The following is a 17522-nucleotide window of genomic DNA, read 5'->3' on the forward strand; positions in this document are numbered from 1 at the left end:
CGCCGTCCACATTTTACCGGAGTCGGGGTATCAACGATGCCTGCAATGTTTAAGACTGTTTTATTTCCGATCGATCAAAGTCGAGATGCTAGAGAAGCGGCTGAAGTTGTTGCTGATGTCGTGAAAAAGTATGATAGTCGCTTGGTACTGCTATCAGTCGTCGAATCTGCGGATTCAGAAAACGAACCTGGGGCTGACATGATGGCGTCACCTGATGCTGTAGCACAGCTGCTTAAGAATGCACAATCACTTTTTCTAGAACAGGGTATCCAAGCTGAAACAATCGAACGCGAGGGTAAGCCGGCGTTTGTTATCTGTGATGTAGCGGATGAAATTGAGGCAAATTTAATTATTATGGGTTGTCGAGGACTAGGACTAACTGAAGAAGGTGTCAGTGACAGCGTGACTAATCGCGTGATCAATCTTTCTCCCTGTCCTGTATTGATTGTGCCTTAAAAGCGATTAGCGGTTAGCAATTAGCTATTAGCACTTTATTTCTCTAGATGTAATTTATTTTGACAAACTTTAGACAGTAAAAAGTATGGGAAACACGCGCTCTTACGCTAGCAGTTTACTAAGCGCCGCGAACCTTCGCTAAAGAGGATATTGTACGAATTGACAAGCCAAATGTGTCGAGCTTGCGTTTCAATTCCTGCTAATATTGCGGAAGGATGTGGTAGCAAAGGAAAAGCAGAATTAGCTCGCTTCTTGCAAATCTCTGTGGGATCAGCTAGTGAGCTAGAGTCCTACCTACTTCTGGTTAGAGATCTTCAATTACTAAAAAGCCCTAAATGAATTAAAGCAAATTGTGAAATTCATTCATCTAAAGGCTTATTGTCTAGTAATTGCTAATGGCTAACAGCTAACCGCTAATCGCTAAAAATGACAACTCCCGCTATTCAATGGTATCCAGGTCACATTGCCAAAGCTGAAAAAGCACTTAGAGAACAGCTCAAGCTTGTCGATGTCGTGCTGGAAGTTCGTGATGCGCGAATTCCTCTAGCAACGCATCACCCGCAAGTTAAAGAGTGGGTAGGAAGTAAAATGCGGGTTTTGGTCTTGAATCGCGTTGACATGATTCAACCACAAGCACAGCGAATGTGGACGCAGTGGTTTAGAGACCAAGGAGAAGAACCGTACTTCACAAATGCGCAAAAAGGCGAAGGTGTCATTGCCATAGCGAAAGCCGCACAAGCTGCGGGGGTAGCAGTGAACCAAAAAAGACGCGATCGCGGAATGTTACCGCGCCCTGTACGGGCGGTTGTCATTGGTTTTCCAAATGTTGGTAAATCAGCACTCATCAATCGGTTATTGAGGCGCAAAGTTGTCGAAAGCGCGGCGCGTCCTGGTGTCACGCGACAGTTACGCTGGGTACGGATTTCGGATCAACTAGAATTATTAGATGCTCCTGGGGTGATTCCCGCCAAGTTGAACGACCAACAAGCTGCTTTTAAATTAGCGATTTGCGATGATATTGGCGATGCATCGTATGACAATCAACGCGTTGCTGCTGCTTTAGTCGATCTACTCAAGTTTTTGACTGCTACCGCCCCCGAATTATTACCAGAAGATCCTCTACAGCAGCGCTACAAAATCGATCCAGCCTTGTTTACTGGTGAAGCTTATATTTACACGTTGGCACATCAACGCTATCAAGGTGATGTCGAGCGCACAGCAAGATCGCTATTGACAGATTTTCGTAAAGGTGCCTTAGGGAGAATTTGTTTAGAGTTGCCTCCAGACTAGAACTTTCGGCTATAAGATTTCCGACAATACATGTCTAACACAAATACATTAAGCAGTTTATTAAACAGCGCCAACTTCTCTGGCACAATTTAATACTAGACCCACGTTCCGCTTTAGATGGCTGCGCTGCAATCAAACTCAGCATTCGCAACCGAACAGGCTCGCTTAATATAGCAATATGGCTTACGTTTTTGTAGCAGTAACTGCACTAAAAAACAAACGTAGAAAATAATATAACTTACTTATATTCAAATAAATTTCGGTCTTATTTCCTAGATAAGACCGAAACCTAAAAATTACCCTAATTTCATAGAACCTGTTTCCAAAGCCAATGTATTCATTGTTAGGTACTCGATTTAGTATTTCCTAACCATACATTCACTCATATCTCAATTTAGTTCAATTGAATGAAATTTAAGTGAGAATTGCATGAGAAGATTCTTATGCAAACTGCAGGTGCAACGTCACTTTCTATTCAACGACCTTTCACACAGAAAACCCCATTTCTGCCAATCCTTGGCGGAGTTTATCTGCTTCTACAGGATTTTGTGTCTCGTGTAATGCTATTGCCTGTCTAAAAGCCGCTAAACTATCATTTAACTTACCCAGTTTGAGCAGTACAACTCCCAAATTCTGATATGCTTCCGCATATTTTGGATTGAGTGCGATCGCTTGCTGATACTTGGCGATCGCTTCATTCAATAACCCCATCGCTTTTAGCGTCATTCCCAAGTTGTAATGCCCTGCGGCAAATTTAGGATCGATTTGCAATGCAATTTCATACGCTAACTTTGCGCCATTGAGATCGCCTGTTGCTCGCTTTAAGTTCCCCAAATTGTTGTAAGCACCAAGCTTGAGCAAGGGATAAATCGATAACCCGATAGCTGCTTGATAATGCGCGATCGCTTTTTGTATTTGTTGTAGGCGGCTATAAGCAATTCCTAAGTGATAGTGCAGTTCGTATAAAATTTGCGCATTTAAGCCACTGCACTTCAGTCCTTGCTCTAATAATTCAATTCCTCGCTGCCAAGAACCCGCTTCAACGTACAATGCACCCAGCTTGCTACATACATACGGATCGTTGGGATGCGCGGTAAAAAAGCTTTCCATTGCGGCTTGTGCTTGGGCAAACTTATTTTTTTGGGCGATCGCACCGCGTTGATATCCTTCGTGCCATATTGCCACATTGGGTAAATAACCAACTTGCCATTGAGGTTCTTTGCTCATAATCCGAGCCACGCTATCATCGACTAACGCGTGATATGGACGCGAAAAGCAAAGATTTGGGTGACGCCGAAATAAGCGTGAAACTTGCGAGTAAGGAGATTGGGCTGCACCGACTTCTTGTCGCAACAAGTTAATTAGCAAAAAGCGATTGTGTTGGATTGCTTGCTTTAGCGAAGGGATAATCTCTGGGACTAATACTTCATCTGCGTCTAACACAAGTACCCAATCGGTGCGGACATACTTTAAAGACTCATTGCGTGCTTTAGCAAAGTCATTACACCACTCGTATGTATAAACCCTTGCACCGAATTCTTGCGCAACATCAGGCGTGCGATCGCTTGAACCTGTGTCTAGAACAACAATTTCATCAACGACACCCTGAACGCTCTTAAGGCACTGAGGTAGTGTTTGTTCTTCATTTTTCACAATCATGCACAAACTCAGTTGCATTTTCTTTGCACCATACAGATCGCAAATGTGGCAATATTAACTTAGTATGGCTGCCAGCAGTGAGTTGTTGTTATCCAGCCCATAGTTGTTAACTTGTCTTTCCACCTTATATCTACTAGCAAAAAAGCTCCTTGCAGTTTATAACCATAAAGGAGCTGTAAAATTGATTTGATCGCTACTAATAATACTTACACAACGATTAACGGCAAAGCTAATCACAGAAATAATTGGGGATTGAGTTCAACCCCCAAACATCAATTAATTGTTACCACATAACGCAAACAAGATACCTGTAGAGAGATTTTTACTTTCTCAAAGCGTGGTATTGCTACGCCTTAATTAAAGACTAGGCGGTAACAAGACTCTGTCAATCGCGTGGATAATGCCATTGCTAGCTTCAATGTCTGGCTGAACAACTCTCGCATCATTGACTGTTACCCCATCTGCCGAAGTTTTAACGTTGACTGCTTCACCTTCAATAGTTTTCACCTCTCCTGGCTGCAGTTGGTTTGATTGAACGCGCGCGGGAACCACATGATATGTTAAGATTTGTACCAAAAGCTGGCGATTTTCTGGTCTTAACAATTCCTGAAGTGCGTCTTGTGGTAAAGCTGCAAAAGCTTCGTCCGTAGGTGCAAAGACAGTAAATGGTCCGGCTCCTGACAAAGTCTCAGTTAACCCTGCGGCTTGCAATGCTGTTGTCAAGGTTCTGAAAGAACTATTTGCAGCAGCTAAAGCGACTATGTTGTTAGCTGCTCCTGGAGTTTCCCCTTGGGGAGGTGTTGTAGGTGCTGTAGGTGGCGTTACTGGTGCGGGTGCGGTTGGTGGCGCGGGCGTTACTGGAGGTGTCGTACCTGGAGTTGTACCTGGAGTTCGATTATAAGGAGGCTCATTGAAGATACTCGGTCTGGGGTTGAGAACGCCTTGACCTTGTGCAACTAATGGAAAGCTCGCTGCGAGACTAGCGCCAACAATTCCTAGTAAGGTAACTAGTCTTTTGCATGGATTGCTTTGAGTGTGCTTTTTCATCATGAGTATTATTCTCAATTCTTAAGTTTTATATCATTAAACTTCAAATCTACAAAGTTTTTACCACACTATCACGCAAATCTTTCTTAAGAAAGACTCAACTTATTCAAGTCAAAGATAACCTACATAACCAGAGAGATGCACGAGAGATTGATAACCAGTAGCTGAGGGATCTCTCAAGAGTAGCGATGTGATGATATTAGTTGATGCATCAGTAGTATTTAGACTCAGCATGGTTATAGTCTCAACCAAGAGTATCAACTGCTGTTGAGATTTCCGTTATCGTTAAATAAACCAGTCATTATTCAGTTTAGTAATTTATCATACAAATTTATGGACGCTACCTAAACAAGCATTTTCTGAAAAAAGCTTGTCAAGTTTATAAAAAATCAATGCTAGCTATACCAAACTTTTATTTAACATTACGCAGTTTTGAGGCTGGAGTTGCAAACTTTTAAGCAAGCATAAAAGTATTAAATTAGCTGTTTTGGCAGACTTGATTTAAAAATAGCGCATGACAAAAATTCTAATACTTTAGATTCTTACTTACGATAGAGGTAAACAGAATGTTGCAATTGATACTCTAAGTTGTGAAAGGAAGAGAAAAAGTGAAGGTTAGGAGGAATTAAAAATGGAATTTTTAGCATGGATTCTTCTAGGTCTAATAGCAGGCGCGATCGCAAAAGCTATATATCCTGGTCACCAAGGAGGCGGCATCCTAGCAACAATTATTTTGGGTATTCTGGGTGCTTTGGTCGGGGGTTGGTTAGGTAATACCTTGTTCGGTGGAGTGGGGGCAGGAGCAGCAGTAGGTGCGCTTACAATACCCAGCATTATCTTTGCCGTTTTGGGCGCAATTATCCTTCTCTTCATCTGGGGCTTAATTACTCGTCGTACTGCATAAACTGCATAAGACAATACACGCACTTGAAAAACAAAAGGCTTTTTTACTCCTCTAGCACCTACTAGAGGAGTTTCAATATATTCTAATATTCTAAAGTAATTGAAAAAATTGTCAAAAACTAATAAAAATCTCCTAGGTGTCTAGCGATCGCAAAAGATAAAAAAAATTTTGTTATTAGAAATAATACTAGAAAGCTTAGACTTTATCTTGAAAAACGATGGAAAAAGTCCCCGAACAACTATTCTTCTAATAATTAAATACTTATAATGTTAGGTGTTTTGTTGATGGAAGAAAAAACGGAGTGCCAGCAAAATGTTAGAACTTTACCAATTTGAATTATCGCACTATTCAGAAAAAGTTCGTTTAATACTAGATTTTAAAGGCTTGGCTTATCGCAAAATTGAGGTAACTCCTGGAGTAGGACAGCTAGAGCTTTTTCGGTTGACAGGTCAAAGGCAAGTTCCCGTGCTCAAGGATGGTAACCAATATATTGCAGATTCTACACAAATAGCTAAATATCTCGAACGCAAGTATCCCGATCGCCCAATTATTCCCTCCGATCCAAAACAGCGTGCAATGTGTTTGCTGATTGAAGAATGGGCAGACGAATCAATTGGTATCAAAAGCCGCAAAGCATTATTTGGCGCACTTGCTCAAAGTGAAAACTTCCGTAAGTCACTGTTACCAATGGCAACTCCCGATCTCGTAAAAACACTAGTAGGAGCTGTGCCTAATGATGTTCTCAAAGTACTAGGTTTTGGTGTAGGCTACGGACCTGATGTTGTTAAATCCGCAGAAGAAGATTTAAAACAAGATTTAGAAGCATTGTGTTTGTTACTTGCGGAGAGTCCATACTTAGTTGGAGATCAACCGACACTTGCTGATTTAGCCGTTGCAAGCTTAGCAATGCTACTTAAGTTTCCTGACGGACCTTACCTAGAGTTACCAGCGACATTAAAAGGGAAAGGAATTCCAGGTTTAGGGGACAATATCGCGTATCAACCATTTTTTGAGTGGCGCGATCGCCTGTATGCCCAGTATCGCAAACCTGTAACAGGAGTTAGTACAGTTGGTTCTGCACCAACATCAATTCAAATCGATTAAATGTATAAGAGGTCAGGGATCGGGGTTCAGAGGTCAGGAAAAGACAAAAGTTTGTGCGGAATGTGTTGGCGATTGACCGAGTAGAAAATAATGTGTTGTGTATTACGTTCTACGCTTTTTCAATACAATTCCTCTGACCCTCAACCTCAGAGCGCTGACCTCTCTAAACAAATCGGTAGCCAGAAAGAAAAATCCGACGTAAGATAAGGCTGCATAAGGAAGGATCGCAGGGAATGCTATGAATTCGGGACAGCCGTTAGGGTCAGTCACACAAGGGTCACTCAGCCAAGGGTTAGAAGTGAGATTGCATCCGGATGTTTCTGTAGAAGATATGCGGGTAGGAAAATTCCTCATTGTCGAAGGCGTGCGATCGCGTTTTTTCTGCATGCTTACCGACGTCGCGCTCTCGACTTCGAGCAATCGCATTGTTGCTAATCCTCCTAGCCCCAACGATGATTTCTTACGAGATGTACTAGCTGGAAGTGGTACCTATGGCACGATTAACCTGACCCCGATGTTGATGTTTACGCCGGAGGAAGTGAGGAACCGGGGATCGGAAATTGGCGATCGAAGACTGAATAATACGAATGGCAGTAACGGTAGTTCCTTAGCCTCGTTTCAGCCGCAAAGCAGTAGTAATATGGAACTCTTGCCTGTAAAGACAGTTCCGAGTCACTTTAGTCAAGTTTACGAAGCTTCAGAGCGGGATTTTCGAGCAGTGTTCGGCTGGGAAGACGATCCGCACCGCCGGAACTTTGCAATCGGTCAGCCGTTAGATATGGATGTACCAATTTGTCTTGACTTGGATCGCTTTGTCGAACGCAGTAACGGTGTTTTTGGTAAATCTGGTACTGGAAAATCGTTTTTAACTCGCCTGCTACTATCTGGAATTATTCGCAAACGCGCAGCCGTTAACTTAATTTTTGATATGCACTCGGAGTATGGTTGGGAAGCTGTATCGGAAGGGAAACAATATAGTACCGTCAAAGGCTTGCGCCAACTGTTTCCTGGACAAGTGCAAATGTATACTCTCGATCCTGAATCAACAAAACGGCGTGGGGTACGCGACGCGCAAGAACTTTATCTTAGTTACGACCAAATCGAAATTGAAGACATTCGCCTAGTCGGACAAGAGTTAAATCTATCAGAAGCGAGTTTAGATAATGCCAATATTCTCTTCAGTGAATTTGGTAAGTCTTGGATTCTTCAGTTGTTAAATATGACCAACGAAGAAATTCAGATGTTTTGCGATGAAAAGCGGGGTCATAAAGGTTCACTTTTGGCACTGCAACGTAAATTGATGCGCCTGGAAAATCTCAAGTATATGCGCTCTGCGTGTCCGCACAACTACGTCGATCAAATCTTGCAGTCGCTCGAAGCAGGTAAACACGTTGTTGTTGAGTTCGGCTCGCAGTCGGATATGCTTTCTTATATGCTTGTCACGAATATGATTACGCGGCGAATTCACCGCGCGTACGTCCGCAAAGCTGAGAAATTCTTGCAATCAAAAAATGCAAGCGATCGCCCAACGCAATTAGTGATCACTATCGAAGAAGCCCACCGCTTTCTCGATCCTCGTGTCGTCGGACAAACGATCTTTGGGACGATTGCACGAGAGATGCGCAAATACTTTGTTACCCTGTTGGTCGTAGATCAGCGTCCATCGGGAATTGATAATGAAGTCATGTCGCAAATCGGTACGAGAATCACTGCACTCCTCAACGACGAAAAAGACATAGATGCAATTTTCACAGGCGTTTCTGGCGCCCAAAGTCTACGGTCAGTTTTGGCAAAATTAGATTCTAAACAACAAGCTTTAATCCTTGGTCATGCCGTCCCTATGCCGGTTGTGGTGCGGACGCGTCCTTACGATACCCAATTTTATGCGGAAATCGGAGACGTTGATTGGGAAGAAAAATCTGATTCTGAAGTCTTCGCCGCAGCTGAATTAGCAAAAGCTGATTTAGGTTTTTAAAGATAACGGCAAGGAACGAAGAAAGTTGTGCGTTGAAGCAACTTTTATAACTCACAACTCAGTGTAGAAGCTCATAATGGTTTCTTTCCCTGAGGGAGCTTAACCCTGACTCCTGCGATAACATATAGAACTCTCGAAAGCTCATCACTCTTCACGAGCTACAGCTATGCGGAATACACTCCATCTCGCTGGAGATTCAGTACGGTTATCCCGCTACTCGCGAACGCCTATTTCCGCGTTGGCTAAGTCATCATAATAAGAGTTAGAATGTTTGTTTTGCTTTAAGTGTTAATTACCCTTTACTCTTTCTGAGATTTATCATACAATAAAAAACAAAGTCATTATGACTTCAACTTGATGGGATGTAGTAGATTGATTTTTCAGCTAAAGTGCCAAGCGAGCGTGGCACCACAGTAACAAGCCTGAGCATACTGGGAAACTTCCCCAATGGAGCATCGTCTCTACATCTTCTGTAGGATGCTTATCTACCAAGATTTAGCTAAGGTTCCTGATATACAGTTTGCGATCGCTTTCCCCATCTGCCCAGCCAAAAAGTATCTAATTTGTTTACGGAGTTGACGACGCACCGATGCCCACTGTTAACACCCCAACCGAAGAAACCACCACAAACACCCGCTTCACGGCTGATATGGTGCGCACTTATCTGCGCGAAATCGGTCGTGTACCACTGCTTACTCGCGAGCAAGAGATTATCTATGGTAAGCAGGTACAGCAAATGATGTCTGTATTAGACGCCAAAGAAGCGTTAGCCAAAAAGTTACGCCGCGAGCCAACCGTACAAGAGTGGGCTTCACACGTGAAAATGTCTGAAGCTGAGTTACAAGATACAGTGCGGCGAGGACAACGTGCCAAGCAAAAGATGATCGAAGCAAACTTGCGCTTAGTCGTGGCCATTGCGAAGAAGTACCAAAAGCGTAACATGGAATTCCTGGATTTAATTCAGGAAGGCACGATGGGACTTGAGCGCGGAGTGGAGAAGTTCGATCCTACACGCGGTTATAAATTCTCCACGTATGCATATTGGTGGATTCGCCAAGCAATTACGCGCGCGATCGCTCAGCAAGCCCGCACCATTCGTTTGCCCATCCACATTACTGAAAAGCTGAACAAAATCAAAAAGATTCAGCGCGAACTTGCACAGCGCTTAGGTCGCAGTCCCAGCCCAGCCGAGATCGCCAGCGAGCTAGAACTCGAACCTAGCCAAATTCGCGAGTACCTAAACTTGGCGCGTCAGCCAGTATCCCTTGATGTTCGCGTTGGCGATAACCAAGATACTGAGTTACAAGATCTACTCGAAGATGAAGGACCTTCTCCAGAGCATTACATGACTCAAGAGTCCTTGCGTCAAGACCTCGATCATCTAATGGCGGAACTCACCCCGCAACAGCGCGAAGTTTTGAGTTTGCGCTTTGGTTTAGAAGATGGTAACGAACTTTCTTTAGCCAAAGTAGGTGAACGTCTGAACCTTAGCCGCGAGCGAGTTCGGCAATTAGAACATCAAGCTTTGGCACACTTACGCCGTCGCCGAGCAAACGTACAAGAGTATATTGCCAGCTAATTGGCTAATTTTCTTTATGTACCTGCGGCGTATAGACAATTCCTCTAGCTTGAGTTTGAGGTATAGACAAGCCCCCCGAATCCCCCAAAAAGGGGGATTTTAGATTTAAAAGCTTCTTTTACTCCTCTGATTGTTTTAACTGTTATGTCAGCGTTTGAACGCGAGGCGAGTTTAACACTATAAAGTGAAAGAAACAATATTACAAGCTTAGGCATGACCTAACCAACCCATAGATTACTCGCGTTGGAGCACTCGATTGAAACGCCTGCGGCAGTGGTTATTAATTTTATCAATCTTGCTCATTAGTTTATCCTGGTGGGGAATTATCGCCGCTAGGAGTGGGCTAACGCTGCGCGCGATGGAAAGCGACAGAATTCCTCTACTTTATCTCGCGCCACAACAAGCACAAGCTGTACCAGGAGTTCTGATCGCGCATGGCTATGCAGGCTCAAAGCAATTAATGTTGGGTTACGCGCACGTTCTAGCGCGAGCAGGCTACGCAACGATGCTCTGGGACTTCGATGGACATGGTGCAAACCCCAACCGATTTCAACACTTTGATTTACAGCAAAACCTGAACGTGGCGTTAAGGGCGCTGCGCGAGCAACCCGAAGTTGATTCCACGCGTCTCGCTCTTTTGGGTCATTCGATGGGAAGTGGTATTGTTATGGCTGCGGGCATTGACCAAGTTGACACTTTTGCAGCCACGATCGCCATTTCACCAACAGGCGCTGATGTGACGTCGCAAGCTCCTCGTAACTTACAACTACAAGCAGGTAGTTGGGAAGGTCGATTTATTGCGAATGCGCAGCGCTTGTTAGCTGCGAGTGGAGGCACTAATTTTGACTTTGCAGCAGGAACTGCCCGCGAACTTGCGATCGTACCGAATGCCGAACATATTACGATTCTCTTCAACGATGTCAGTCATCAAGCTGCATTACGTTGGCTGAATGCAACTTTTAACCAGTTCAATCCTACTGAGTATGTCGATCGTCGCATGGGTTGGTATGGCTTGCATCTCCTTGGCTGGTTATTGCTACTAAGCGTTGTAGCTTCTAAAATTGTGCGGCGCAAACCTCACTCAAAAAAAGTACGCTCGGTAAAACGTTGGGGTGGATTGCTGCTAGCGCCTTTCGTTGCCGCGATCGCATTAACGTTGTTAAATCAAAGTGTAGAACTTACCAGTCTTGGTGGCTTACAGGTAGGCGGAGCTGTTGGCTTGTGGTTTGCCGTTGCTGGTATCACTTGGCTAGCGTTACTCGCTCGTTTACCGCGTCCTACGTGGCGCATGGCGGGATTGGGATTAATGCTGTTTGCCTTGTTGTGGATCGCATTTGGTGCGATGGCGCAAGTTGTTTGGTTGCAATGGTGGTTGATTCCTACACGGCTACAACTGTGGTTGCCCTTAAGTATTGCCTGTCTTCCTTGGTTTTTAGCGTCAGGTCTTGCTCAGCAAGGAATTAGTGGTCGAGCGCGATTTGGTTGGTGGTTCGCCCAAAGCGCCATTTTAATTGGTGGCTTTTTGTTAACGTTGAACTTTCTACCTCAGTTGGGTTTTATGTTTCTTTTATTACCCTTATTCCCGCCTTTAATTGCCGTTCTCTCATTCGTAGTAGCGCTGGTTGACGAAGTGTGGAGTTCTGCGCTGGCGAGTGCTTTGTTTTTTGGTTGGATTCTCGCCGCTGGCTTTCCCTTGGCGAGTTAGCATTACACGTTTAGCGCCCATAGTAAACGCGGGCGTTGCTTAAGCCAGAATTGAGGAAAAACTGGTTCCACTGTTCGGCTAAAGCCCGACTAGAAAAGGGTCCAACACGAACGTGCGATCCTCGTGGTTGTTGTCGCTGGCTGACATCAATGGCAGCATTTTGTTGCAGTTGCCGAATTTGCTCGGCGATCGCTGGTAAACTTTCTTGTCGAGCGGGAATGACGACAAAATACGAGCGCGCATCACCAACAAACGCCGTGTCAGTGCCCGTACTTAAATCCACAATCCGTGCCGTTACTCCGACCGATTTCAGTTCCTGAGCGCGTTGCTGAGCATTCGAGTTTTGCGCAAATGCTCCGGCTTGAACGACAGAACGTCCGTTATACTGCCGCACAAAAGCTTGTGGTTCAAGTTGTTTGACTTGCGCTAGCGTGGGAGAACTCGCATCATCTACATAAACTAAATAGTTCAAATTTGCACGAGTAGGATTGTTAACTGCTGGTGGTGTATTCGATGATGGTGCTTGAAAATCAAATTCGCGGGGAACAAAAATGGATGGTGGTGGCAGCTGCTCGTTAGCGATCGGGACTGGTGGTGGCGGTGGTAAGCGATCCACGACAGCAATATCTTGAGCTAATGCTGTTGTCGCCGTTGTCATCAGCCATCCTCCCAAAAGCGTGGGAACAGGCACTGCAAGTAACGAGCTAGCAAGTTGAGCAAACAAGCTGATGTTGCGCGATTGGTGAGGCTTGTTCATCTTGAGTTAGGCTAACACAATGCTAAGATGAAAAAAATTCATTTGTTAAATTAGACACTTTACCGTCAAAATTGGTTGCTTGACGTATTTAAGTGAATAAATGTTACAAAAGCAAATTAGCGCTAGTTCAGCTAGAGTTCCAAGCGAAATTTTGCCGATAATTAAATATTTTTAGCGTGTATTGCTCCTAAAATTTCGGTAAATCTACAGTGGATATCTTGCGCGCATAATGAATAAGAACTCGCCCCTTAAACCCCGACTCGTGCAAGACTTTTAGCCTTCTTTGCGTAAAGCTGCGATCGCTTTTACTGTTGAAATCTTGCGCGACTCGTTGCTATTTGCAGTCGCTAGCACAAGCAAGCGCTGGAAGATTGCATCTTGTTGCTTGTTGCCATGTAAATATGTTGTGTCAGCGTATAGCCATCTATAGCCGCCGAACACATAAAAACATATTGCAAGTAAAACAGCATGAGATTTCTCTCTTACTGTAGGTGGCGCATTCATTAATTCAGGAACAATAAGAGTAAGCAGTGAGTGTAGCTCTTACTAAATCGATGTTTAACCTAGAATCTTCTATTCCTAACGTCATGACGCGACAAGAACAAATTTCCCGTGTCATCGTTACAGCACAGCAGATGCGGGATATTGAAGGGCGAATTTTTGCTCAAGGTATGCCTGTTGCTGCATTGATGGAGAAGGTCGCAGGGCTAATTGTGCGTCGCCTGATCGAGTTTTATCCGCGATCGCATTTCTCGCGTTGTGGTATTTTAGTCGGACCTGGGCATAATGGCGGTGATGCCTTGGTAGTAGCACGCGAATTGCACTTTCAAGGATATGAGGTTGTACTTTGTATCCCTTTTTCTAAGTTAAAGGAGTTGACATCGCAACATGCACAATATATCAAGAACTTAAACATTCCAGTACATGAAACTTTGGAACCTTTGGCAACGTGCGATGTCTTTGTTGATGGTTTATTTGGATTTGGATTAGAGCGATCGCTGTCTTCTCCTGTAGATCGAATTGTCGACCGGCTGAATCAATGGTCGCAGCCAGTGGTAAGTATTGATTTACCGTCAGGTTTACACACTGATACGGGAGAAGTGCTAGGAACTGCTGTAAAAGCAACGCAGACATTTTGCTTAGGATTGTGGAAACTAGGATTGCTGCAAGACCAAGCGTTAGATTATGTTGGCAAAGCTGAATTAATTGATTTTGATATTCCGATTACAGATATCCAAGCGGTATTAGAAACGCCCAAGATACAACGCATCACTCGACAAAGTGCAATCGCAACTTTACCGCTTCAGCGATCGCCCGTGACGCATAAATATAAACAGGGACATTTGTTACTCATCTGCGGTTCGCGACGTTATACCGGCGGAGCAATTTTAACAGCGTTAGGGGCAAGAGCAAGTGGTGTCGGAATGCTCTCGATCGCAGTTCCAGAATCGCTCAAACTACTTTTATCTGCACAATTACCTGAAGCTCTAATCGTCGGTTGTCCAGAAACCGAAAGCGGTGCGATCGCGCAGTTGCAATTACCTGAAAAAACTGATTTGAGTTCGTTTGATGCGATCGCGTGTGGTCCTGGTTTAACTGTAGATGCCCAGCCAATTTTACAAGAAGTGATAGATAGCGATCGCCCACTGGTTTTGGATGCAGATGGATTAAATATACTTGCCCAAATGGGAACAATCCCGACATTACAGCGCCGCCAAGCACCAACAGTGTTAACACCGCACGCGGGTGAATTTAAGCGATTGTTTCCCAATACCGTCGCTCCGACAAAAGACCGTATCGCCGCCGTCCGTACTGCTGCTGAACAAAGCGGGGCTGTAGTGTTATTAAAAGGTGCAAGAACCGCGATCGCAGATCCTGATTGCGTGTGGATTAACCCTGAAAGTACGCCAGCTTTGGCGCGTGGTGGTAGTGGTGATGTCCTGACGGGTTTATTAGGCGGATTGATTGCACAAGCGACTACTAAACAGATCCCTCTACTCGAAATTGTTGCTAGCGCTGCCTGGTGGCATTCTCAAGCGGGTATTTTAGCAGCGCGTAACCGCACCGAAATGGGCGTAGATGCATTCACTTTGACGCAGTATTTGCTGTCTGTATTGCGAAACACTGAGCATTGAGCGATTAACTAATCATTGCCAGCGAGTGACCGATGTATTATTTTCACTTTCCAAGTAAGGAGTTTATATATGATATATAATCGGCTATTTATATAGAAGTAGTTAAAGCCCTGGTAAGTGGCGTTTTTCATAATCAATATAAATTGCACAATTAGGCAGCGCAATTTTATTTTTCAGCAATAAAGTTAGAGCAAAAGCCTTACCCTGCAAGAAATGCGAGCAATTTTTTATTAAATTATCGCCTACTTATTTAAAAACTTTGATTAATACAAAAAGAATAAGTTGCGCATATTAGTAGCCGTGAAAACTTCAAAAGGGTCACTTCAAGGATAAAATCAAAATTTTACTGAATCGAGCGTAAGGTGACTAATATCATACTTTATGGCTGTTAAAGATTTGACTTCCATCAGTACAGCCTTAAGCGCTACTTACGACCTACGTTTAGTTGTGCTTTCGCTGGTAGTTGCAATCATCAGTTCGTATACTGCACTCGATATGGCGGGGCAAATACCAGCAACACAAGGATTAGCGCGCAAACTATGGCTAGGTGGTAGTGCGATCGCGCTGGGAATTAGTATCTGGGTTATGCACTTTATTGCAATGCTCGCCTACGAGTTACCCATCCCGATTACTTACGATATTGCAACTACGTTACTTTCGTTATTAGTTGCGATCGCCTTGTGTGGAGTTGGACTGTCTATTGCTAGCAAACGACCACTCGGCTGGTTGGCTTTACTCGCAGGTGGAACGTTTGTCGGGTTAGGTATTATTGGCATGCATTTCACGGCAATGCGGGGAATGCGACTCGCGGCAATGCCAGTGTACAACCCATTGTTTGTCATTGGTGCTGGAGTTTTCACAATTTTGATGTCCATCGCCGCTTTGTGGTTGGCGTTTCATGCGAGTGCTGAAAAAATTGTGTCGTCGGAAAGTTTAGGAAAAGTTGGTAGCGCAGTTTTTGCAGGAGTTGCGATTGATGCACTACATTACTTAGGGATGATGGCGGTTAACTATTATCCGTCAATCAAAATGCTATCTCAAAGTAGTACTGGAATCGATCGGTTTGTTTTAGCCATTTCTACGGGGACTGCGGGTTTAAGTATTTTATTGTTAGCGTCAGTGGGTTCGTATTTCGGTCAACGCCTCAGTGCTAAGATTGCCAACGCGGAAGCCTTGCGGGAAAGCGAAGAACGATATCAAAAGTTATTTGATTTTGCACCGGATGCTTATTTTGCGATCGCTGCTGATGGTACGCTCAAATCGGTTAATAATTATGCGGCAGAGTATTTAGGCTATGACAAACAAGAGTTAATAGGTCAACCTGCTTTGGTAACGATTTACGAAGGCGATCGCGATTGGATGCAAGAGTGGATGGCGAGTATCTTCCGCGAAAAGATTACAAGCAGCGAAATAGAACTGCGCAAAGTTCGTAAAGATGGTTCTGTGCTTTGGGTACGCGAACGCAATCAGCTAGTGATTGATAACGAAGGCGAAGCAATCGAGTTACACGCAATTTGTCGTGACATTACCGAACGCAAACAAGCCGAAGAAGAATTACTCCAAACGGCTTTTCACGATGCACTCACAGGTTTACCCAACCGCGCGTTATTTCTAGATCGTCTAGAACAAGCGATTCAACACGCTAAAAGATATCCAAATTATCTATTTGCGGTTCTTTTTCTTGATTTAGATCGCTTCAAGGTGATTAATGACAGCTTAGGTCATCTTCTCGGTGATAAGTTGCTGATTGCGATCGCAACTCGACTACAAGAATGTTTGCGTCCAACTGATACTGTCGCCCGACTTGGCGGCGATGAGTTTACCATCTTACTCGACGGCATTCAAGATGCGAGCGATACAATTCGCGTCGCCGAAAGAATCGAACAAGCACTGACGTCACCCTTTGAAATTGAAGACCAACAAATATTTACCTCTGCAAGTATTGGCATTGCTTTGAGTAGTACAGATTACGACCAACCCGAAGCACTGCTACGCAATGCTGATATTGCTATGTATCGTGCTAAAAATCAAGGCGTAGGACGCTACGAAATATTTAACCCCGCAATGTACGCCAAAGCTGTAGCACGCTTACAGCTTGAAACTGACTTGCGTAATGCAATTGAAAGACAAGAGTTTATTCTGCAATATCAGCCGATTATCTCGTTACAAACAGGAAAAATTACGGGCTTTGAAGCATTAGTACGCTGGCAACATCCGCAACACGGTTTGCAATATCCGGAAGCATTTATTGCTATAGCAGAAGAAACAGGAATGATAACTCGCTTGTGTCAACGGGTATTCCATACTGCATGTTATCAATTATATCAATGGCAGCAACTACTGGCAGAAGCAAAAGATCTAATTATTAGTATCAATCTTTCTGGTAAACAGTTTTCTCAGCCAAATATCGTCGAACAAATTCAGCAAGTTCTACAACAGACTAACTTAGCTGCTTCAAGTTTGAGGCTAGAAATTGTTGAAGGCGTGATTATGGAAGATAATGATGCAATTGCCACTAAGTTATTGCGGTTAAGAGATTTAGGCGTTCAACTATCAATCGATGATTTTGGTACGGGATATTCTTCCTTAGCGCGCTTGTACCACTTTCCTATCAACGGCTTAAAAATTGATCGCTCTTTTGTTTCTCGTATTGGTAAAGATCGAGCAAGTTCCGAAATTGTCGAAACAATTATTACACTCGCACATAAACTAAACATTGATGTCACCGCCGAAGGTGTAGAAACATCAGCACAACTAGCATATTTAAAAACATTACAATGCGAATATGCCCAAGGATTTTTTATTTCACAATCACTAAATAGTGACCAAGTAGAAACTTTACTAAAAGGCAATCCTCAGTGGTGATTGGCAATTAGCTTTTAGCTTATAAATGATTCCTAAATACTAAACT

14 protein-coding genes are annotated in these 17522 nt (G+C 43.8%); 10 read left to right on the forward strand and 4 right to left on the reverse strand.

Annotated elements, in window-relative coordinates; translation table 11 throughout:
• The first annotated feature begins 45 nt into the window (after window positions 1-45).
• The 3 genes from B1A85_RS10845 (at window position 46) to ylqF (ending at window position 1746) form a co-directional block, all read left to right on the forward strand.
• Window positions 46-456, forward strand: coding sequence for a universal stress protein (locus B1A85_RS10845; protein ID WP_104547323.1), 411 nt, complete (start codon window positions 46-48; stop codon window positions 454-456).
• A gap of 171 nt (window positions 457-627) precedes the next feature.
• A complete protein-coding gene (locus B1A85_RS26100) occupies window positions 628-795 on the forward strand; it encodes a four helix bundle protein (protein ID WP_104546932.1) in 168 nt (55 codons plus the stop codon).
• 87 nt (window positions 796-882) lie between these two features.
• Window positions 883-1746 (forward strand): ribosome biogenesis GTPase YlqF, encoded by an 864-nt coding sequence (gene ylqF / locus B1A85_RS10855; RefSeq protein WP_104546933.1) that lies wholly within the window; start codon window positions 883-885, stop codon window positions 1744-1746.
• 486 nt (window positions 1747-2232) lie between these two features.
• On the opposite strand, the gene B1A85_RS10860 is transcribed toward ylqF, so the two are convergent.
• Both B1A85_RS10860 and B1A85_RS10865 read right to left on the reverse strand, forming a co-directional pair.
• On the reverse strand, window positions 2233-3423 hold the full coding sequence (locus tag B1A85_RS10860) for a tetratricopeptide repeat protein (RefSeq protein WP_210404383.1): 1191 nt from the start codon (window positions 3421-3423) through the stop codon (window positions 2233-2235).
• A gap of 339 nt (window positions 3424-3762) precedes the next feature.
• Window positions 3763-4455 (reverse strand): fasciclin domain-containing protein, encoded by a 693-nt coding sequence (locus B1A85_RS10865; protein WP_246841392.1) that lies wholly within the window; start codon window positions 4453-4455, stop codon window positions 3763-3765.
• Between the two features lie 628 nt (window positions 4456-5083).
• Between B1A85_RS10865 and B1A85_RS10870 the strand changes: the two genes are divergently transcribed.
• From B1A85_RS10870 to B1A85_RS10890, 5 genes are all read left to right on the forward strand, one after another.
• Window positions 5084-5356 (forward strand): GlsB/YeaQ/YmgE family stress response membrane protein, encoded by a 273-nt coding sequence (locus tag B1A85_RS10870; RefSeq protein ID WP_104546936.1) that lies wholly within the window; start codon window positions 5084-5086, stop codon window positions 5354-5356.
• Between the two features lie 312 nt (window positions 5357-5668).
• Window positions 5669-6460 carry a glutathione S-transferase family protein gene (locus tag B1A85_RS10875; RefSeq protein WP_104546937.1) on the forward strand — a complete coding sequence of 264 codons (792 nt, stop codon included), beginning with the start codon at window positions 5669-5671 and terminating at the stop codon, window positions 6458-6460.
• 238 nt (window positions 6461-6698) lie between these two features.
• Window positions 6699-8435 (forward strand): ATP-binding protein, encoded by a 1737-nt coding sequence (locus B1A85_RS10880; protein WP_104546938.1) that lies wholly within the window; start codon window positions 6699-6701, stop codon window positions 8433-8435.
• A gap of 589 nt (window positions 8436-9024) precedes the next feature.
• Complete coding sequence (locus B1A85_RS10885; protein WP_104546939.1) at window positions 9025-10014, forward strand: RNA polymerase sigma factor, RpoD/SigA family; 990 nt, start codon at window positions 9025-9027, stop codon at window positions 10012-10014.
• A 256-nt stretch (window positions 10015-10270) separates the two neighbouring features.
• A complete protein-coding gene (locus B1A85_RS10890) occupies window positions 10271-11719 on the forward strand; it encodes an alpha/beta fold hydrolase (protein ID WP_104546940.1) in 1449 nt (482 codons plus the stop codon).
• 10 nt (window positions 11720-11729) lie between these two features.
• On the opposite strand, the gene B1A85_RS10895 is transcribed toward B1A85_RS10890, so the two are convergent.
• Together B1A85_RS10895 and B1A85_RS10900 are read right to left on the reverse strand one after the other, a co-directional pair.
• Window positions 11730-12476 carry a hypothetical protein gene (locus B1A85_RS10895; protein WP_104546941.1) on the reverse strand — a complete coding sequence of 249 codons (747 nt, stop codon included), beginning with the start codon at window positions 12474-12476 and terminating at the stop codon, window positions 11730-11732.
• Window positions 12477-12749: 273 nt separating this feature from the next.
• Entirely contained in the window at window positions 12750-12980 is a 231-nt protein-coding gene (locus tag B1A85_RS10900) for a hypothetical protein (RefSeq protein ID WP_104546942.1), read from the reverse strand.
• A gap of 50 nt (window positions 12981-13030) precedes the next feature.
• On the opposite strand from B1A85_RS10900, the gene B1A85_RS10905 reads away from it, so the two are divergent.
• Together B1A85_RS10905 and B1A85_RS10910 are read left to right on the forward strand one after the other, a co-directional pair.
• Window positions 13031-14611 carry an NAD(P)H-hydrate dehydratase gene (locus B1A85_RS10905; RefSeq protein ID WP_246841393.1) on the forward strand — a complete coding sequence of 527 codons (1581 nt, stop codon included), beginning with the start codon at window positions 13031-13033 and terminating at the stop codon, window positions 14609-14611.
• 381 nt (window positions 14612-14992) lie between these two features.
• Window positions 14993-17476: a bifunctional diguanylate cyclase/phosphodiesterase gene (locus B1A85_RS10910; protein ID WP_104546943.1), complete on the forward strand. Its 2484-nt coding sequence runs from the start codon at window positions 14993-14995 to the stop codon at window positions 17474-17476.
• Window positions 17477-17522 lie beyond the last annotated feature (46 nt).

It is taken from the genome of Chroococcidiopsis sp. TS-821 (assembly GCF_002939305.1).
Lineage (GTDB): Bacteria > Cyanobacteriota > Cyanobacteriia > Cyanobacteriales > Chroococcidiopsidaceae > Chroogloeocystis.

What these genes read in the sequence shown, in the direction of transcription:
- B1A85_RS10845 (WP_104547323.1), top strand. Translation starts at nt 46, where the DNA reads ATGTTTAAGACTGTTTTATTTCCGATCGATCAAAGTCGAGATGCTAGA.
- B1A85_RS26100 (WP_104546932.1), top strand. Translation starts at nt 628, where the DNA reads ATGTGTCGAGCTTGCGTTTCAATTCCTGCTAATATTGCGGAAGGATGT.
- ylqF (WP_104546933.1), top strand. Translation starts at nt 883, where the DNA reads ATGACAACTCCCGCTATTCAATGGTATCCAGGTCACATTGCCAAAGCT.
- B1A85_RS10860 (WP_210404383.1), bottom strand. Translation starts at nt 3,423, where the DNA reads ATGCAACTGAGTTTGTGCATGATTGTGAAAAATGAAGAACAAACACTA.
- B1A85_RS10865 (WP_246841392.1), bottom strand. Translation starts at nt 4,455, where the DNA reads ATGATGAAAAAGCACACTCAAAGCAATCCATGCAAAAGACTAGTTACC.
- B1A85_RS10870 (WP_104546936.1), top strand. Translation starts at nt 5,084, where the DNA reads ATGGAATTTTTAGCATGGATTCTTCTAGGTCTAATAGCAGGCGCGATC.
- B1A85_RS10875 (WP_104546937.1), top strand. Translation starts at nt 5,669, where the DNA reads ATGTTAGAACTTTACCAATTTGAATTATCGCACTATTCAGAAAAAGTT.
- B1A85_RS10880 (WP_104546938.1), top strand. Translation starts at nt 6,699, where the DNA reads ATGAATTCGGGACAGCCGTTAGGGTCAGTCACACAAGGGTCACTCAGC.
- B1A85_RS10885 (WP_104546939.1), top strand. Translation starts at nt 9,025, where the DNA reads ATGCCCACTGTTAACACCCCAACCGAAGAAACCACCACAAACACCCGC.
- B1A85_RS10895 (WP_104546941.1), bottom strand. Translation starts at nt 12,476, where the DNA reads ATGAACAAGCCTCACCAATCGCGCAACATCAGCTTGTTTGCTCAACTT.
- B1A85_RS10900 (WP_104546942.1), bottom strand. Translation starts at nt 12,980, where the DNA reads ATGAATGCGCCACCTACAGTAAGAGAGAAATCTCATGCTGTTTTACTT.
- B1A85_RS10905 (WP_246841393.1), top strand. Translation starts at nt 13,031, where the DNA reads ATGTTTAACCTAGAATCTTCTATTCCTAACGTCATGACGCGACAAGAA.
- B1A85_RS10910 (WP_104546943.1), top strand. Translation starts at nt 14,993, where the DNA reads ATGGCTGTTAAAGATTTGACTTCCATCAGTACAGCCTTAAGCGCTACT.